This is a genomic window from Stenotrophomonas mexicanensis (assembly GCF_032911605.1).
GTDB classification, from domain to species: domain Bacteria; phylum Pseudomonadota; class Gammaproteobacteria; order Xanthomonadales; family Xanthomonadaceae; genus Stenotrophomonas; species Stenotrophomonas maltophilia_A.
Genome location: NZ_JAWJTG010000039.1, coordinates 1 through 14099 on the forward strand (window position 1 = coordinate 1; position 14099 = coordinate 14099).

The 14099-nt window shown below is 67.8% G+C and carries 14 protein-coding genes; 9 read left to right on the plus strand and 5 right to left on the minus strand.

Annotated elements, in window-relative coordinates:
* Window positions 1–174: 174 nt before the first annotated feature.
* On the minus strand, window positions 175–903 hold the full coding sequence (locus tag R1L06_RS15635; RefSeq protein ID WP_032129364.1) for a response regulator: 729 nt from the start codon (window positions 901–903) through the stop codon (window positions 175–177).
* A gap of 127 nt (window positions 904–1030) precedes the next feature.
* Here R1L06_RS15635 and rlmD point away from each other — a divergent pair, with 127 nt between their 5' ends.
* From rlmD to R1L06_RS15680, 9 genes are all read left to right on the plus strand, one after another.
* Window positions 1031–2365, plus strand: a complete 1335-nt coding sequence (gene rlmD / locus R1L06_RS15640; protein ID WP_125895832.1) for a 23S rRNA (uracil(1939)-C(5))-methyltransferase RlmD — start codon at window positions 1031–1033, stop codon at window positions 2363–2365.
* 33 nt (window positions 2366–2398) lie between these two features.
* A complete protein-coding gene (locus R1L06_RS15645) occupies window positions 2399–2884 on the plus strand; it encodes a CYTH domain-containing protein (RefSeq protein ID WP_317218174.1) in 486 nt (161 codons plus the stop codon).
* A gap of 114 nt (window positions 2885–2998) precedes the next feature.
* A complete protein-coding gene (locus R1L06_RS15650; RefSeq protein ID WP_049398295.1) occupies window positions 2999–3694 on the plus strand; it encodes a DsbA family oxidoreductase in 696 nt (231 codons plus the stop codon).
* 163 nt (window positions 3695–3857) lie between these two features.
* Complete coding sequence (gene nagZ / locus R1L06_RS15655) at window positions 3858–4865, plus strand: beta-N-acetylhexosaminidase (RefSeq protein WP_317218158.1); 1008 nt, start codon at window positions 3858–3860, stop codon at window positions 4863–4865.
* Window positions 4865–5419, plus strand: coding sequence for a hypoxanthine-guanine phosphoribosyltransferase (locus R1L06_RS15660; protein WP_005410592.1), 555 nt, complete (start codon window positions 4865–4867; stop codon window positions 5417–5419). Before nagZ ends, R1L06_RS15660 begins: the two co-directional genes overlap by 1 nt.
* Window positions 5420–5501: 82 nt before the next feature.
* Window positions 5502–6248 (plus strand): S-methyl-5'-thioinosine phosphorylase, encoded by a 747-nt coding sequence (locus R1L06_RS15665; protein ID WP_010482830.1) that lies wholly within the window; start codon window positions 5502–5504, stop codon window positions 6246–6248.
* Window positions 6249–6336: 88 nt separating this feature from the next.
* Entirely contained in the window at window positions 6337–6543 is a 207-nt protein-coding gene (locus R1L06_RS15670) for a cold-shock protein (protein WP_005410590.1), read from the plus strand.
* Between the two features lie 102 nt (window positions 6544–6645).
* Window positions 6646–7914: an FAD-dependent oxidoreductase gene (locus R1L06_RS15675; protein ID WP_317218159.1), complete on the plus strand. Its 1269-nt coding sequence runs from the start codon at window positions 6646–6648 to the stop codon at window positions 7912–7914.
* A gap of 179 nt (window positions 7915–8093) precedes the next feature.
* Window positions 8094–8363, plus strand: a complete 270-nt coding sequence (locus R1L06_RS15680; RefSeq protein ID WP_032129345.1) for a hypothetical protein — start codon at window positions 8094–8096, stop codon at window positions 8361–8363.
* 1 nt (window position 8364) lies between these two features.
* On the opposite strand, the gene pdeM is transcribed toward R1L06_RS15680, so the two are convergent.
* The 4 genes from pdeM to R1L06_RS15700 are packed head-to-tail and all read right to left on the minus strand — an operon-like array spanning window position 8365 to window position 14051.
* A complete protein-coding gene (pdeM, locus tag R1L06_RS15685; RefSeq protein WP_132810593.1) occupies window positions 8365–9006 on the minus strand; it encodes a ligase-associated DNA damage response endonuclease PdeM in 642 nt (213 codons plus the stop codon).
* Window positions 8996–11452 carry a ligase-associated DNA damage response DEXH box helicase gene (locus R1L06_RS15690; RefSeq protein WP_317218160.1) on the minus strand — a complete coding sequence of 819 codons (2457 nt, stop codon included), beginning with the start codon at window positions 11450–11452 and terminating at the stop codon, window positions 8996–8998. Before R1L06_RS15690 ends, pdeM begins: the two co-directional genes overlap by 11 nt.
* A complete protein-coding gene (locus R1L06_RS15695; RefSeq protein ID WP_317218161.1) occupies window positions 11449–13056 on the minus strand; it encodes an ATP-dependent DNA ligase in 1608 nt (535 codons plus the stop codon). Before R1L06_RS15695 ends, R1L06_RS15690 begins: the two co-directional genes overlap by 4 nt.
* Window positions 13053–14051, minus strand: coding sequence for a ligase-associated DNA damage response exonuclease (locus tag R1L06_RS15700; RefSeq protein ID WP_317218162.1), 999 nt, complete (start codon window positions 14049–14051; stop codon window positions 13053–13055). Before R1L06_RS15700 ends, R1L06_RS15695 begins: the two co-directional genes overlap by 4 nt.
* Between the last annotated feature and the right edge of the window lie 48 nt (window positions 14052–14099).

Below are 14099 nucleotides of genomic sequence, written 5' to 3' on the forward strand. Positions count from 1 at the left end.
GGCGCCATGGATGGCGCCATCGAGCCCCCAGGGACGGGTTTACGGCGTGTCCTGCCAATCCACACCGCCCTGCCCAACAAGCAGAAAGCCAGAGCCGATCTGGCTCTGGCCTTTTGGTGTTGCTCTGGCTTGAAAGCCTCTGCAGGTGCAGGGCGCAGCCCTGCCGAACAACCCTCAATGCAGCAGGGCAGCTACCGCGTCGCGGAATCCCGCCTGGGCCTGCCCGGACTCCGGCGCATGATGCAACTGGCGCACCGCCCGGCCCAACCGCGCCGCGCCCACGAAGCCACAGCTCGCCTGCAGCCGATGCAACTGGCTGCGCAGCTGGCGCTCGTCATGCTGGTCCACCGCCTGCTCGACCGCATCGCGTACGCCCGGCAGCTCGGCCAGGAACAGCTCGCGCAGCGCGATCAGGTGGTTGCGCTGGCCATTGAGCGCGGCCAGTGCCGCAGTCTCGTCCCAGTCCTGTACCTGCAGCTCGACCGCGGCCGGCGCCTGGGCCATGACGATCCCGGCCGGACTGTTGACCAGGGCGCGGCGCACCGCCTTCAGCAGCTGGTCGCGGCCCAGCGGCTTGACCAGCGTGTCGCTGAAACCGGCCTCGCGCAGGCGCGCATGGATCGAGGTATCGCCGTCGGCGGTATGCGCCAACGCCGGGGTGTCGGGATGTGAACGGCGCAGTTCGCGCAGCAGCTGCGCGCCGTTGCCGTCAGGCAGGTTGACGTCGATCAGCCACAGGTCATGCGCGCCGGGCTCGGCGCTGGCCAGGGCACTGGCCAATGAATCTGCGGTGTCCACGTCCGCCGGTAACGTTTCCAACGCCGCCTTGAAAAAACCGCGGCTGATGATGTCGTCCTCGACAAGCAGGAAGCGGGGCCGGCTGGCCCGCGGGGTCATCTGCATCAGGGCTGCCTCCATGTCAGCTGTTGCAATCATCAAGCACAGCGGCGGCGGGCGCAAGCGGGTCCGGACCCTGCCGGTCAGGATCTGCGACAATACGCCCCCATTTTTGCCCGCAGCCTGTTGCCACGTGGCCCGATCCCGCTCCCGCATCGACCGTACCCCGTTCCAGACCGAGATCCTCGACCTCAGCCATGATGGTCGCGGTGTCGCCCGCCGTGAAGGCGAGGGCGGCAAGGTCACCTTCGTCAGCGGCGCCCTGCCGGGCGAGGTGGTCATGGCCGAACAGACCGCCCGCAGCCGCCATTTCGACGAAGCGCGTACGGTGGAAGTGCTGCAGGCCTCGCCGCAGCGCGTCACCCCGAAGTGCCCGCACTTCGGCACCTGCGCCGGCTGCGTGCTGCAGCACTTGGACGAAGACCAGCAGATTGTCGCCAAGCAGCGCGTGCTGATGGACAACCTGGAGCGCATCGGCCACGTGAAGCCGGGCACCGTGCTGGCGCCGCTGGTCGGTGAGAGCTGGGGCTACCGCCGCAAGGGCCGCTTCTCGGTGCGCCGGGTCGAGAAGAAAGACAAGACCTTGGTCGGCTTCCGTGAACAGGATCCGCGCTTCGTCGCCGACCTCAGCCAGTGCCTGACCGTGATCCCCGAGATCGGCACCAAGGTCGAGGCGCTGTCCACCTTCATCGAATCGCTCGATGGCAAGCGTGACATCCCGCAGATCGAATTCATCGCTGGCGACCAGGCCGTGGTCCTGACCGTGCGCCACCTGCAGCCGCTCAGCGATGCCGACCGCGTGGCCTGGGCCGCCTTCGGCCAGCAGCATGGCTTCGTGATCTACCTGCAGTCCGGTGGCGTGGATACCGTGCAGCCGCTGGACGGGCAGGGCGTGCCGCTGTCGTTCCGGCTGGCGCCGTGGGACGTGGAGCTGGCGTTCCGTCCGTTGGACTTCATCCAGGTCAACGCCAAGCTCAATGAGAAGATGATCGCCCACGCCCTGGACCTGCTGGAGCCGGGTGAGGACGAGCGTGTGCTGGACCTGTTCTGCGGCCTGGGCAACTTCACCCTGCCGCTGGCGCGCCGCGTGCGCGAAGTGGTCGGTGTGGAAGGTGATGCTGGCCTCGTCGCGCGGGCCCGTGAGAATGCCGAGCGCAACGGCCTGACCAACGCCCAGTTCTTCAGCGCCGACCTCACCCAGGACCAGCGCAGCACGCCGTGGATGCGCCAGGGCTTCGACAAGCTGCTCTTGGATCCGCCGCGCTCGGGCGCGATCGAGGTGCTGCAGCAGCTGCCGCTCAAGCAGTTCAAGCGCATCGTCTACGTCAGCTGCCACCCGGGTTCGCTGGCACGCGATGCCGGCTATCTGGTCAACGAACAGGGCTTCACCCTGGTCAGTGCCGGTGCCATGGACATGTTCCCGCACACCGCACACGTGGAAAGCATCGCGGTATTCGAGAAGCGCTGATCGGCTGTCATGCCCATCGCGCATAATGGCGCGATGGGCATCGAAATCGAACGCAAATTCCTCGTCAGTAGTGATGGCTGGCGCACCGCCGCGCACCGGGTGATCCCGATGGCGCAGGGCTACATCAACGACATGGGCGCGCTCGATCGCGGCACCCAGAACGCTTCGGTGCGCGTGCGCATCGAAGGCGACCACGCCGCGCTGAACCTGAAGTCGCGAACCATCGGCCACACCCGCCAGGAGTTCGACTACCCGATTCCGGTGGACGATGCGCGCGCACTGCTGGCGCTGTGCGTGGGCGGCCTGATCGACAAGCGCCGCCATCTGGTCGAACACGCCGGCCTGACCTGGGAGGTGGACGAGTTCCTCGGCGACAACGCCGGCCTGGTAGTGGCTGAGGTTGAGCTGGACAGCGCTGAGCAGATCATCGACCTGCCAGACTGGGTGGGTGCCGAAGTCACCGATGATGCCCGCTACTACAACGTTGCCCTGGCCAGCCACCCGTATTCAGAGTGGTGAAACCACCAAAAAGGGGACGGAGGGGATTAAGTCGTCTTTACCCCATCTGTGCGGAAAACGACTTAATCCCCTCCGTCCCCTTTTATCGAGGGTGTCGGCCCCCATGTGGAAAGGATGAGAATCGACATCTACTCCGACGTGGTCTGCCCCTGGTGCTGGATCGGCAAGCATCGTTTCCAGCAGGGCGTGCAGTTGCTGGGCGCCAACGCGCCTGAACTCGATATCCACTGGCAGCCGTTCCAGCTCGATCCGGATGCTGACGCCACCCCGGTGCCGCTGCGCGAGGCCTATGTGCGCAAGTTCGGCGGCGTTGAGCGTACCGAACAGATCCTCGGCCAGACCCAGACCACCGCGCGGGCCGAGGGCCTGCCGATGGACTTCAGCCAGGGCCAGGTGCGGGTGACCACGCTGCCGGCGCACCGGGTGTTGTGGCTGGCGGGCGAGCACGGCGTGCAGGACGCGGTCGGCGAAGCACTGTTCCGCGCCCACTTCGAGCACGGTCAGAACCTGGCGGACCCCTCGGTGCTGATCAAGGCGGGCGCGGCAGGCGGCCTCGACGCGGGTGAAATCACGCAGATGCTGGCCTCCGACCGCGGCTTGGCCGAGGTCGAAGCCAAGCTGGCGCAGGCTCATGCATTGGGCGTATCTTCGGTGCCGACCTTCGTCATCGATGGGAAGTGGGCCATTTCCGGGGCGCAGCCCCCCGAGGCCTTCGCCAACGCCCTGCGCCAGATCGCCGCCGAGCAGGGCGCGCCTGCGGCCCCGGCTGACGGCGACGAGGCCTGCGGTCCGGACGGCTGCAAGGTCTGACCGGATCCGAAAAGGGGACGGAGGGAATTAAGACGTATCCAGCCCGTAGGGGCCGATTGCGGCTTAATCCCCTCCGTCCCCTTTTTCTGACCACTGCGCCTGTCGGCCGGTTCTGCGACAATGCGGCACTGCGCCATGCGGGCGCGCGTTGTGGAGATCGACCATGCTGCTGATCGGCGTTGCCGGCACCGAACTGACCGCCCAGGAACGTGACTGGCTGCAGCACGATGCCGTGGCCGGAGTGGTGCTGTTCAAGCGCAACTTCGCCTCGCGCCAGCAGGTGACCGATCTGAGCGCGGCGATCCGCGCTGCCGCGCCGCGCCCGCAGCTGATCTGCGTGGACCAGGAAGGTGGCCGCGTGCAGCGTTTCCGCGAGGGCTACAGCGAGTTGCCGCCACTGCAGGACATCGGGGCGATGTACGCCACCGACCCGCAGCAGGCGCTGGCCATGGCCGAGCAGCACGCCTGGCTGATGGCCAGCGAAGTGCGCGCCAGCGGCCTGGACCTGAGCTTCGCGCCGGTGGTCGACCTTGGCCGTGGCAACCGCGCCATCGGCAACCGCGCCTTCAGTGAAGACCCGCAGGTGGTGGCCGCGTTCACCGCCGCCTACGTGCGCGGCATGCATGCGGTCGGCATGGCCGCCACGCTCAAGCATTTCCCCGGCCATGGCACCGTGCTGGAAGACACCCACGTGGATACCGCGATCGACCCGCGCGCGCTGGACGAGCTGCGCGCCCAGGACCTGGTCCCGTTCCAGGCCGGCATCGCCGCCGGTGCCGACGCGGTGATGATGGCGCACGTGATCTATCCGCAGGTGGCACCGGAACCGGCCGGCTATTCGCCGCGCTGGATCCAGGACATCCTGCGCGGCGAGCTCGGGTTCCGCGGCGTGGTGTTCTCCGATGACATCGGCATGGCTGCCTCGCACAGTGCCGGCGGCGTGCCGGCGCGCGTGCACGCGCATCTGGATGCCGGCTGCGACGTGGTGCTGGTCTGCCACCCGGAACTGGTCGATGAAGCCCTGCACGCCGTGCAGGGACGCTCCCTCAATACTGCTGCGCTGCTGGGCCTGCTGGGCCGCGGCGCGCTCGGCTGGGACGGCCTGCTGGCCGATGCCCGCCATGGCGACACCCAATCCCGTCTGCTTGAAACCCTTGGAAGAACCGTCTGATGCCCAACCTCACCATTTCCCAGGCCCTGGCCCAGGCTGACCTGCTGGTCGACCGCCCCACCATCGACAAGGCCATCGCTGGTATCGCCGACGCCATCGCGCGCGATTACAAGGGCGAGGTGCCGCTGTTCCTGTCCATCATGCACGGTGCGCTGCCGTTCGCCGGCCAGCTGGCGCTGGAACTGGGCGCGCGCGGCCAGGACGTGCAGTTCGATTACCTGCACGCCACCCGTTACCGCGGTGAAACCACCGGCGGCGACCTGGTCTGGAAGCACAAGCCGGCCACCTCGCTGTTCGGTCGCCGCGTGCTGCTGGTCGACGATATCCTCGACGAGGGTTACACCCTGCAGGGCGTGCGCACCTGGTGCCTGGAACAAGGCGCGACCGACGTGCGCATCGCCGCGATGACGGTGAAGAAGCACGACCGCGCGCTGCCGGACGTGACTGCCGACTACGCCGGCATCGAACTGCCGGACCGTTACGTGTTCGGCTTCGGCATGGACGTCAACGAAACCCTGCGCTGCGTGCCGGCCATCTACGCGATGAAGGAATAACGGCGCAGCCGCCCGCGGCGCGTCTTCTTCTGCCGCCGGCATCCTCGGGTGCCGGCGTTCGTCTTTTCATGGAGTGCTTCGAATGCAACAGATTGCCCTGGCCGTGATCGGTGGTACCGGTGTCTATAACCTGGCCAAGCTTGACGACGTGCAGACCCACGAGGTCGACACCCGCTTCGGCCGTCCGTCGGGCCCGGTGCGCGTTGGTACGCTGCTCGGCCATCGCGTGGCGTTCCTGGCGCGGCATGGCGAAGGCCATTCGCTGCCGCCGCACAAGATCAACTACCGCGCCAACCTGGCCGCGCTGCAGCAGCTGGGCGCGCAGCGCGTGCTGGCGTTGAACACGGTGGGAGGCATCACCGAACACTTTGGTCCGCGCGTGCTGGCCTGCCCGGACCAGATCATCGACTACACCTGGGGCCGCATCAGCACGATCTGTGAGGAAGAAGGCACCGACGTGGTCCACGTTGATTTCGGCCACCCGTACACACCAATGCTGCGCAGCAAGATCCTGGCTGCGGCCAAAGTGACCGGCGTCACGGTCCATGACGGTGGCTGCTACGGCGCAACACAGGGCCCGCGCCTGGAAACCATCGCTGAAATCGCCCGTATGCGCCGCGACGGCTGCGATCTGGTGGGCATGACCGGCATGCCGGAAGCCGCCCTGGCACGCGAGCTGGGGCTGGATTACGCCTGCCTGGCGATCATCGCCAACTGGGCTGCCGGCTGTGGTGATGGCGAGGAGATCACGATGGCCGAAGTGCTGGCCAACGTGCAGGCGGCCGGCAACGGACTTCCGGAACTGGTGGGCGAATTGGCACGGGGGTGATTGTCTTCCCCGAGCAAGCTTTGCATACTCAGCTTGTGCGCGGGTTCAGCGTACACCACCCATTCATTGCATAAGGTCTCGCATCACCATGCCGAACGGTACCGTCAAGTGGTTCAACGACGCCAAGGGATTTGGCTTCATCTCGCCGGAGGATGGCAGCGCCGACGTGTTCGCGCACTTCTCCGCCATCAACTCCAAGGGCTTCCGCAGCCTGCAGGAAGGCCAGCGTGTCACCTATGACGTGACCCAGGGCCCGAAGGGTGCCCAGGCTTCGAACATCACGCCGGCCGAGTGATCCACTCGACAGTGCGTTGAAAACCCCGCTTCGGCGGGGTTTTTTTTGCGCGGATTGCCCGCGACCCGCTCGCGATCCACCCGCCTCGGGCACAATGCGGCCATGACGGAACGACTGCGCATCGCCGTGATCGGCTACGGCACCGCTGGACAGGCAGTGTCCATCCTGCTCACCCGTGACGGCCACGAGGTGGAGATCTTCGAACGCGTGCCCACGCCGGGGCCGGTGGGTGCCGGTTTCCTGCTGCAGCCCAGCGGCCTGCAGGTACTGTGGCAGATGGGCCTGCTTGATTCCGTGCGCGCACATGCCGCGCCGGTGCACCGCCTGTATGGCGACACGCCGTGCGAGCGCGCGGTGATGGACATGCGCTACGAGGGACTGGATGCGCGCCTGCATGGCCTGGGCATGCAGCGCGGGGCCTTGTTCTCGCTGTTGGACGAGGCGCGCGCAGGCGAGGGCCAGCTGCATGCCGGTACCACCATTACCGAGGTGGATGCCGGACACGGCCGTCTGCGCGACAGCGACGGGCGCACGCATGGCCCGTTCGACCTGGTAGTGGTCGCCGATGGCGCCGCGTCGACGCTGCGCGGCACGATCGCCGGCGGTGCAGGGCTGGACCGCGTGTATCCGTGGGGGGCGCTGTGGTGCCTGCTGCCGGCCGAGGACTGGCCGCACGTGCAGGAGTTGCGGCAGCGTTACGTGGCCGCGCGCAAGATGATCGGACTGCTGCCGGTCGGCACGCGCCCCGGTGATGACACGCCGCGCCTGAGTTTCTTCTGGAGCCTGCCGCGCGCCGACTTCGAACGCTGGCAGGCCGATGGCATGACGCCCTGGCTGGATGAACTGCATGCACTGTGGCCGCAGGCCAGTGCGCGCTTCGCCCATCTGCGTGATGTCGGCCAGTTGGCGCGCGCGGTCTACCGTGATGCGGTGATGACGCGCTGGCACCACGGCCGCATGGTGGTGGCCGGTGATGCCGCGCATGCGATGAGCCCGCAGCTGGGGCAGGGCGTGAACATGGCGCTGTTGGACGCGCTGGCGCTGCGCGATGCGGTGCGCACCTATGGCGGCAGCACGGTCGCGCTGCAGGCCTACCAGGCGCAACGCAGGGCACACGTTGCGGTGTACCAGCGCTGGAGTCGTTGGCTGACGCCGCTGTTCCAGTCCGACCGCGACGCCTGGGCGAAGGCGCGTGACGTGCTGCTGGGGCCGATGGGGCGCCTGCCCGGGGGCCGTGGCCACATGCTGCGCGTGCTCAGTGGCACCCAGCACGGCTGGTTCGGTGCAATTGCACTGGATCCGGCGTTCGTCGACGCACTGGCCACCGCAGCGGAGATGTCTCGTATCAACGCGATCACGGCCAATGCGTGAAGCGCGTCGTCACCTGAATTAACGGTTGCCTCACCGCCGATATGCGAGAAATAGGTTGCACGCGATTGCGCGTCGCCCGTTTTCCTTTCCGTGATCAACATCGCGCGTGGCCCGGGCGGCGCTGCCGTTGCGGCCTGTTGCGGCCCGGATGTGCCGCTGATGTTGAAGAGGAGGACGCCATGTTGTTCGCGGTCGAGGAGCTGGAATCGGAAATCTGCAAGCTGCGCGGATTGCTGCAGATGCTGCACGAGGACCAGCCCGACGTACTGGAGGACGTGTTCGAGTTCCATGTCGGCAGCCTGATCAGTCATGCATCAGCGGAGCACCACGCGCGCATCCGCACCTGCGCGCAGGAAATGCTGGCGGCGATCCAGGCGTTGCCGCGACGACGTGAGGGTGACACGCCTGATTTCCAGTTGATGCCGCAGCTGGGCATTCGTCCGGCCTGATTCAAGCCACCGGCAGTTGCACCAGGCCGTTTTCCACGCAGGCGACCCTTTGCTCGCCGCGGGCGGGCACGGGCACGATGCCGGCAGTGAACGCGGAGAAGGCCGGCAGCACCGTCATCCGCTGACGCAGCCAGAACGCGGGGAAGCGCCGTCGCAATGGCGGCAAGGCGACCTGCGGATGCAGATGCCCGGCGATCACATGCAGCTCTGCATCGGGCATCGGCTCATGGCGAAGCAGGAACGGCTGCAGCCGTACTTCATCGTGGATCTGTACCTGCAACTGAGCATGCGGCAGCTGGCGATCGTGATTGCCACGCAGGACATGCACGTCCAGCGAAGCATTGCGTTCGCGCCATGCAAGCCATTGCTGGTACCACGCAGCGCGATGCGCCGGTCCATGCAGGATGTCACCCAGGATCCACAGCTCGCGACAGGCATGCCTGTCCAGCAGCCCCTGCAGGCGTTGCAGGTCTTCGCCGGTGCCGCCGCTGGGCAATGCGATGCCGGCGCGGCGGAATACATCGGCCTTGCCCAGGTGCAGGTCGGCGATCAACAGCGCCTGCCGCGCGGGCCAGTACAGCGCACGCGCGCCAAGCAGTATCAGCGATTCGCCGGCGCGCAGCAGCGGCAGTTCATCGGCCATGGCGGCGCTCCAGCTGCTGGGCCGCGCGTTGCACGCGGGTGCGCCAGTCCTCGTTGCTGAACTGCCCGCGCAGGCGTTCGGCCCATAACGGGAAGCCCAGTGGCGTGAGTGATGTCGGGTGCTGCACCGAGAGGGCCTGCATGCCGATCCTTGCCAGGACCTGCTGTAGTCCCGGCAGGTCCAGGCTGTCATGCAGCACTTCGCGTTCGGCCAATGCCAATAGCAGGTGTCCGGGGTCATGCTCGCGCAGTACGTCGTAGAGCAGGCCTGCCGAGGCCTGCAGCTGGCGCAGCGATCGCGGCATACCGCCGGGCAGGCTGGGGACCAGCAGGCCCGCTACGCGTGCGATGCCACGGAACTGGCGGCGCGCCAGCTCGCCCAGGTTCACCGCGGCACGCAGATCGTCCAGCAGCTGATCGGGGGTGAACAATGCCCGCCATTGCGCCGCATCCAGTTCGATCGCCTGCGCCGGTGCCAGCACCAGGCCATGATCGTTCACCGCGTAGCCGATGCTGTTGCGCTGCCGGCGGGTACAGCGCAGTGCCAGCAAGGCGGCCAGCGCCTCGTGCACGTGACGGCCGGCAAAAGGGTAGACGAACAGGAACTGGCCGTCGCGGCGCCGCACATCTTCCACCAGCAGATGCTCTGGGCCGGGAAGCGCCGACAACTGCTGCTGCAGTGCCAGCAAGGGGGACAACCAGCGTGATTCGGCACTGTCGTCGGCGCCGGACAGTACCCACTCCAGCTCGCGGCCGAGCGGCATCGACAGCGGCAACTGGCCTCCCTGCCAGCGCGGCACCACACCATCACCGCGCCCTCGTGCCAGCCGCACGAAGGCCGTCATGTCGCGCAGCTGCACCAGTTCCAGCAGGCGCCCGGCGAACTGGAAACGGTCGCCGCGACGCAGGCGGCTGGCGAACTGTTCCTCCACGGCACCCAGGCCACCACCGCGCAGGAACTGCACGCGCACGCTGCCATCGCTGCTGATGGTGCCGATCGACAGCCGATGGCGCAGTACCTGGCGGCGATCGTGCATGCGGTAGTAGCCGTCGGCATCACGCACGACCTTGTGGAAATCGGGGTACTGGGCCAGGGCCTGGCCACCCTGCACGATGAACGTCAGCACGGCCTGCCACTGGTCTTCGCCGAGAGATGCGAAGGCATGGGTACGCCGTACCTGCGCCAGCAGCGCATCGCTGTCGAAGCCACCGGCCAGGGCGCGGCTGACCGCATGCTGGGCCAGCACATCCAGCGACAGCGTCGGCGGCCTGCGCGCTTCGACCACGCCTTGGGCCAATGCACGGCGCACCGCGGCGTATTCGGCCAGCTCCAGTGCATGGCTGGGCACGCACAGGATGGAACCGCTGGCACCCGGGCGGTGACGCGCACGTCCCGCGCGTTGGCGCAGGCGGGCCACGCCCTTCGGGCTGCCCAGCTGCAGTACCTGCTCAACCTCGGGGAAGTCCACGCCGAGGTCGAGGCTGGAGGTGGCAACCACGCAGCGCAGCGCGCCCGCGCGCAGGCCATCCTCGACCTGCTGGCGCAGCGCTGGATCCAGCGAGCCGTGGTGCAGCGCAAGCGTGTCCGGGGCTTCCGGCCAGACCGCGGCCAGCGCCTGATGCCACAGTTCTGCCTGCGCACGGGTGTTGGTGAACAACAGGCTGCTGCGTGCCCGCATCAACGCGTCCAGCACCCGCGGCAGCTGCGCCAGGCCCAGATGCCCGGCCCACGGAAAACGTTCGCCGGGTTCCGGCAGCAGGCTGCGCACGCTGATCGCGCGCGGGCGCACGCCCTGCACGATCGGCGCGTCGGGCTGTCCGGGCAGCAGCACGTCGCGCGCCTCATCCAGGTTGCCCAGCGTGGCCGAAAGCCCCCACAGCTGCACTGCAGGCGCAGCATCGCGCAACACCGCCAGGTTCAACTGCAGCAGCACACCGCGCTTGTTGCCCAGCAGCTCATGCCATTCGTCCACCACCACGCAGCGCAGCTGGCGCATGCGCGGCAACGTATCCGGATAGCTCAGCAGCAGCGCCAGTGATTCGGGCGTAGTTACCAGTACGTCGATGCGGCCTTCGCGGGCCTGGCGCCGCTCGCGGTTGCTGGCGTCACCGCTGCGCAGGCCGACACGCCATCCCAGTCCCAAGCCGTCGACGACGGCCTGGAGCGCGCGTGCGGTATCACTGGCCAACGCGCGCAAGGGCGTTACCCACAGCACCTGCAATGGGCGCACCGCACTGGCGCGGGGCGAGGGCGGTGGATCGATCAGCGCCTGCAGCAACGGCCCGCCGAACATCGCCAGCGTCTTGCCGCTGCCCGTGGGCGTATGCAGCACCCCGGACTCGCCGGCCAGGTAGTGGCGCCACATCGCGCGCTGGAAGGGCAGTGAGCGCCAGCCGCGTGCCGCGAACCAGTCTTCCAGCCGGCGCAGTGCCTGGCTGCGGGTCATCGCGCCAGCGCCTGCAGGCTGGCCAGCTGATCGGCCTCGCTGGCAGGCTTGTCGTGGCGCCAGCGCAGGATGCGCGGAAAGCGCACGGCGATCCCCGACTTGTGCCGGCTGCTGCGGTTGACCGCTTCGAAACCCAGCTCGAACACCTGTTCGGCGCGTACGCTGCGCACCGGCCCGAAACGCTCGCGGGTGTTGGCGCGGATCCAGCGGTCAAGCGCGAGGATCTCCTTGTCGTCCAAGCCCGAATACGCCTTGGCCACCGGCACCAGCGTGTCGCCGTCCCAGACGCCGAAGGTGTAGTCGGTGTACAGCGTGCTGCGCCGCCCATGGCCAGCCTGTGCGTACAAGAGCACCGCATCGATGGTGAGCGGATCGACCTTCCATTTCCACCAGTCACCGCGGCGTCGCCCAGCCAGGTAGGGCGAGCCGCGTCGTTTCAGCATCAGCCCTTCCACGCCACGTTCGCGTGCCACATCGCGCATCGCCGCCGCCTGCGGCCAGTCGACGGCGGCAACGTCGGGCGACAGCTGGATCCGCACATCGTCCAGTGCACCGATGATCGCGGCAAGCCGCGTACGCCGTTCCTGCAACGGTAGCTCACGCAGGTCCGCGCCGTCGTGCTCCAGCAGGTCATAGGCGAGCACGCGTACCGGCGTGTTGCGCAGAGTCGCTGCTCCTGGCTTGCGACGCTGGATGCGGGTCTGCAGGGCGGTGAATGCGCGCGGCAGGTTGGCGGTCTCGTCCCAGGCCAGCAGCTCTCCGTCCAGCACGCAGCCCTCCGGCAACGCCATCGCGGCGTGCTCGATCTCGGGGAAGCGGCCATCCAGTCGTTCCTCGCCACGGGACCACAGCGCGACTTCGCCACGCCGGCGCAGCAGCTGCAGGCGTATGCCATCCCATTTCCATTCCAGCAGCCAGTCGTCGATCGCGCCGAGGCGTTCGGCAGGATCGCCTTCCAGAGGGGAAGCGAGGAAGAAGGGGTAGGGCTGCTGGCGGTCGGACGGCAGCTCGTCCGGTGACAGCAGTTGAGCCAGCAGCCCGGGCGAGGGGACCCACTCGCCGAGCATGCGCTGGGCGATGCGTGCGATGTCCAGGCCGGACCATTCCGCCAGTGCCTGCTGTACCAGTCGCTGCGAAACGCCAACGCGCAGGGCGCCGGTCAGCAGCTTGTTGAACACTAGGCGTTCGCTGCTGCACAGCTGCCGCCACCCGGCGACGACCGCAGCGCGGCGTACTGCCTCGGGTTGGTTGGCCACGGCCAGCAGATGCTGTTCGATCCAATCAGCCAACGGGCGGTCGGCGGCTGGCTGCGATGGATCATCCAGCAGCAGGGTCAGCGTTTCGGCCAGGTCACCCACCTGCGCATAGCTGTCTTCCACCAACCAGGGGGGCAAGCCGGATTCTTCGGCAATCCAGCCGCGCAGTTCGCCGCTGGCGGCGATCTTCCGGCGTGCGCCGCCCACCTTGCCACCGCTGAGCAGGTACATCGCCCATGCCGCATCGTGCGCGCGCGCCTGGCGGAAGTAGTCGACCAGGGCTGCACGCTTGTCCAGCGTAGCCGTGCTGCGGTCCAGGCGCTGGTAGAGCGCAGCGAAGGCCTTCATTCCTCGCTCCCGAAATCGGTGCGGAAGGCTTCGGCAGCCACGCCGCGCTCGCGCAGGAACGGAATCAACGCATCGGTATTGCCATGGGTAGCGATCACCCGCTGCGCGCCTGTCTGTTCGATGGTCTGCAGCAGTGCTGGCCAATCGGCGTGATCGGAAATGACGAAACCGCGATCGACATTGCGGCGCCGGCGGTTGCCGCGCAGTTGCATCCAGCCCGAGGCGAAACCCAGCTGGTGGCGGCCGAAGCGGCGCATCCATGGTGTGCCCGCGGCCGAGGGTGGGGCGAGGATCAACTGGCCCGCCGCGTCCGGCTGGCGGCCCTGTTCGGCCACCGCGAGCGTCTCCAGCATCGGTACGCCGGCCTGCCGGTACACCGCCACGCCATTGGCGATGGCGCCGTGCAGCCAGGCTGGTCGATCGTCCAGCGGCAGCAGCTCGGCCAGCACCCGCTGTGCCTTGCCCAATGCGTAGCACAGCAGGATCGCGGCTTCGCCACGTTGTTCGCATTCGCGGCGCCACGCCACGATCTCTGCAGCCACCGCCGGCGTGTCCGGCCAGCGGTAGATCGGCAGTGCGAACGTGGCTTCAGTGATGAAGGTATCGCAGGGCACCACTTCGAACGGTGTGCAGGTCGGATCAGGCTGTCGCTTGTAGTCGCCGGAGGCGACCCAGACCTGTCGCCCGTCGTCGATGCGTACCTGTGACGAACCGAGCACGTGGCCGGCCGGATGCAGCGATACCTGCACCTGCCCGAGGCGGAACGGCACACCCTCGGCATGCGCCTGCACCGGCACGTCACCCAGGCGCCAGCGCAGGATCGGCAGGCTGCCTTCGCTGCAGTGGTACTCCCTCATGCCCGGGCGGGCATGGTCGCCGTGGCCATGGGTGATGACCGCGCGCGCTACCGGTCGCCACGGGTCGATATGGAAATCGCCGGCGGCGCAGTACAGCCCCTCCGGGCGCAGCACCACCAGATCGTCGTTGCCTGCCATGCGGTCACTGTGGCCTGCGTCTCGTGCAGAGGGTGAGAACCGGCCTGA

Excerpts from the sequence above, each read along its gene's own strand:
- R1L06_RS15635 (WP_032129364.1), bottom strand. The coding sequence starts at position 903 with ATGCAGATGACCCCGCGGGCCAGCCGGCCCCGCTTCCTGCTTGTCGAG.
- R1L06_RS15645 (WP_317218174.1), top strand. The coding sequence starts at position 2,399 with ATGGGCATCGAAATCGAACGCAAATTCCTCGTCAGTAGTGATGGCTGG.
- R1L06_RS15650 (WP_049398295.1), top strand. The coding sequence starts at position 2,999 with ATGAGAATCGACATCTACTCCGACGTGGTCTGCCCCTGGTGCTGGATC.
- nagZ (WP_317218158.1), top strand. The coding sequence starts at position 3,858 with ATGCTGCTGATCGGCGTTGCCGGCACCGAACTGACCGCCCAGGAACGT.
- R1L06_RS15660 (WP_005410592.1), top strand. The coding sequence starts at position 4,865 with ATGCCCAACCTCACCATTTCCCAGGCCCTGGCCCAGGCTGACCTGCTG.
- R1L06_RS15665 (WP_010482830.1), top strand. The coding sequence starts at position 5,502 with ATGCAACAGATTGCCCTGGCCGTGATCGGTGGTACCGGTGTCTATAAC.
- R1L06_RS15670 (WP_005410590.1), top strand. The coding sequence starts at position 6,337 with ATGCCGAACGGTACCGTCAAGTGGTTCAACGACGCCAAGGGATTTGGC.
- R1L06_RS15675 (WP_317218159.1), top strand. The coding sequence starts at position 6,646 with ATGACGGAACGACTGCGCATCGCCGTGATCGGCTACGGCACCGCTGGA.
- R1L06_RS15680 (WP_032129345.1), top strand. The coding sequence starts at position 8,094 with ATGTTGTTCGCGGTCGAGGAGCTGGAATCGGAAATCTGCAAGCTGCGC.
- pdeM (WP_132810593.1), bottom strand. The coding sequence starts at position 9,006 with ATGGCCGATGAACTGCCGCTGCTGCGCGCCGGCGAATCGCTGATACTG.
- R1L06_RS15690 (WP_317218160.1), bottom strand. The coding sequence starts at position 11,452 with ATGACCCGCAGCCAGGCACTGCGCCGGCTGGAAGACTGGTTCGCGGCA.
- R1L06_RS15695 (WP_317218161.1), bottom strand. The coding sequence starts at position 13,056 with ATGAAGGCCTTCGCTGCGCTCTACCAGCGCCTGGACCGCAGCACGGCT.
- R1L06_RS15700 (WP_317218162.1), bottom strand. The coding sequence starts at position 14,051 with ATGGCAGGCAACGACGATCTGGTGGTGCTGCGCCCGGAGGGGCTGTAC.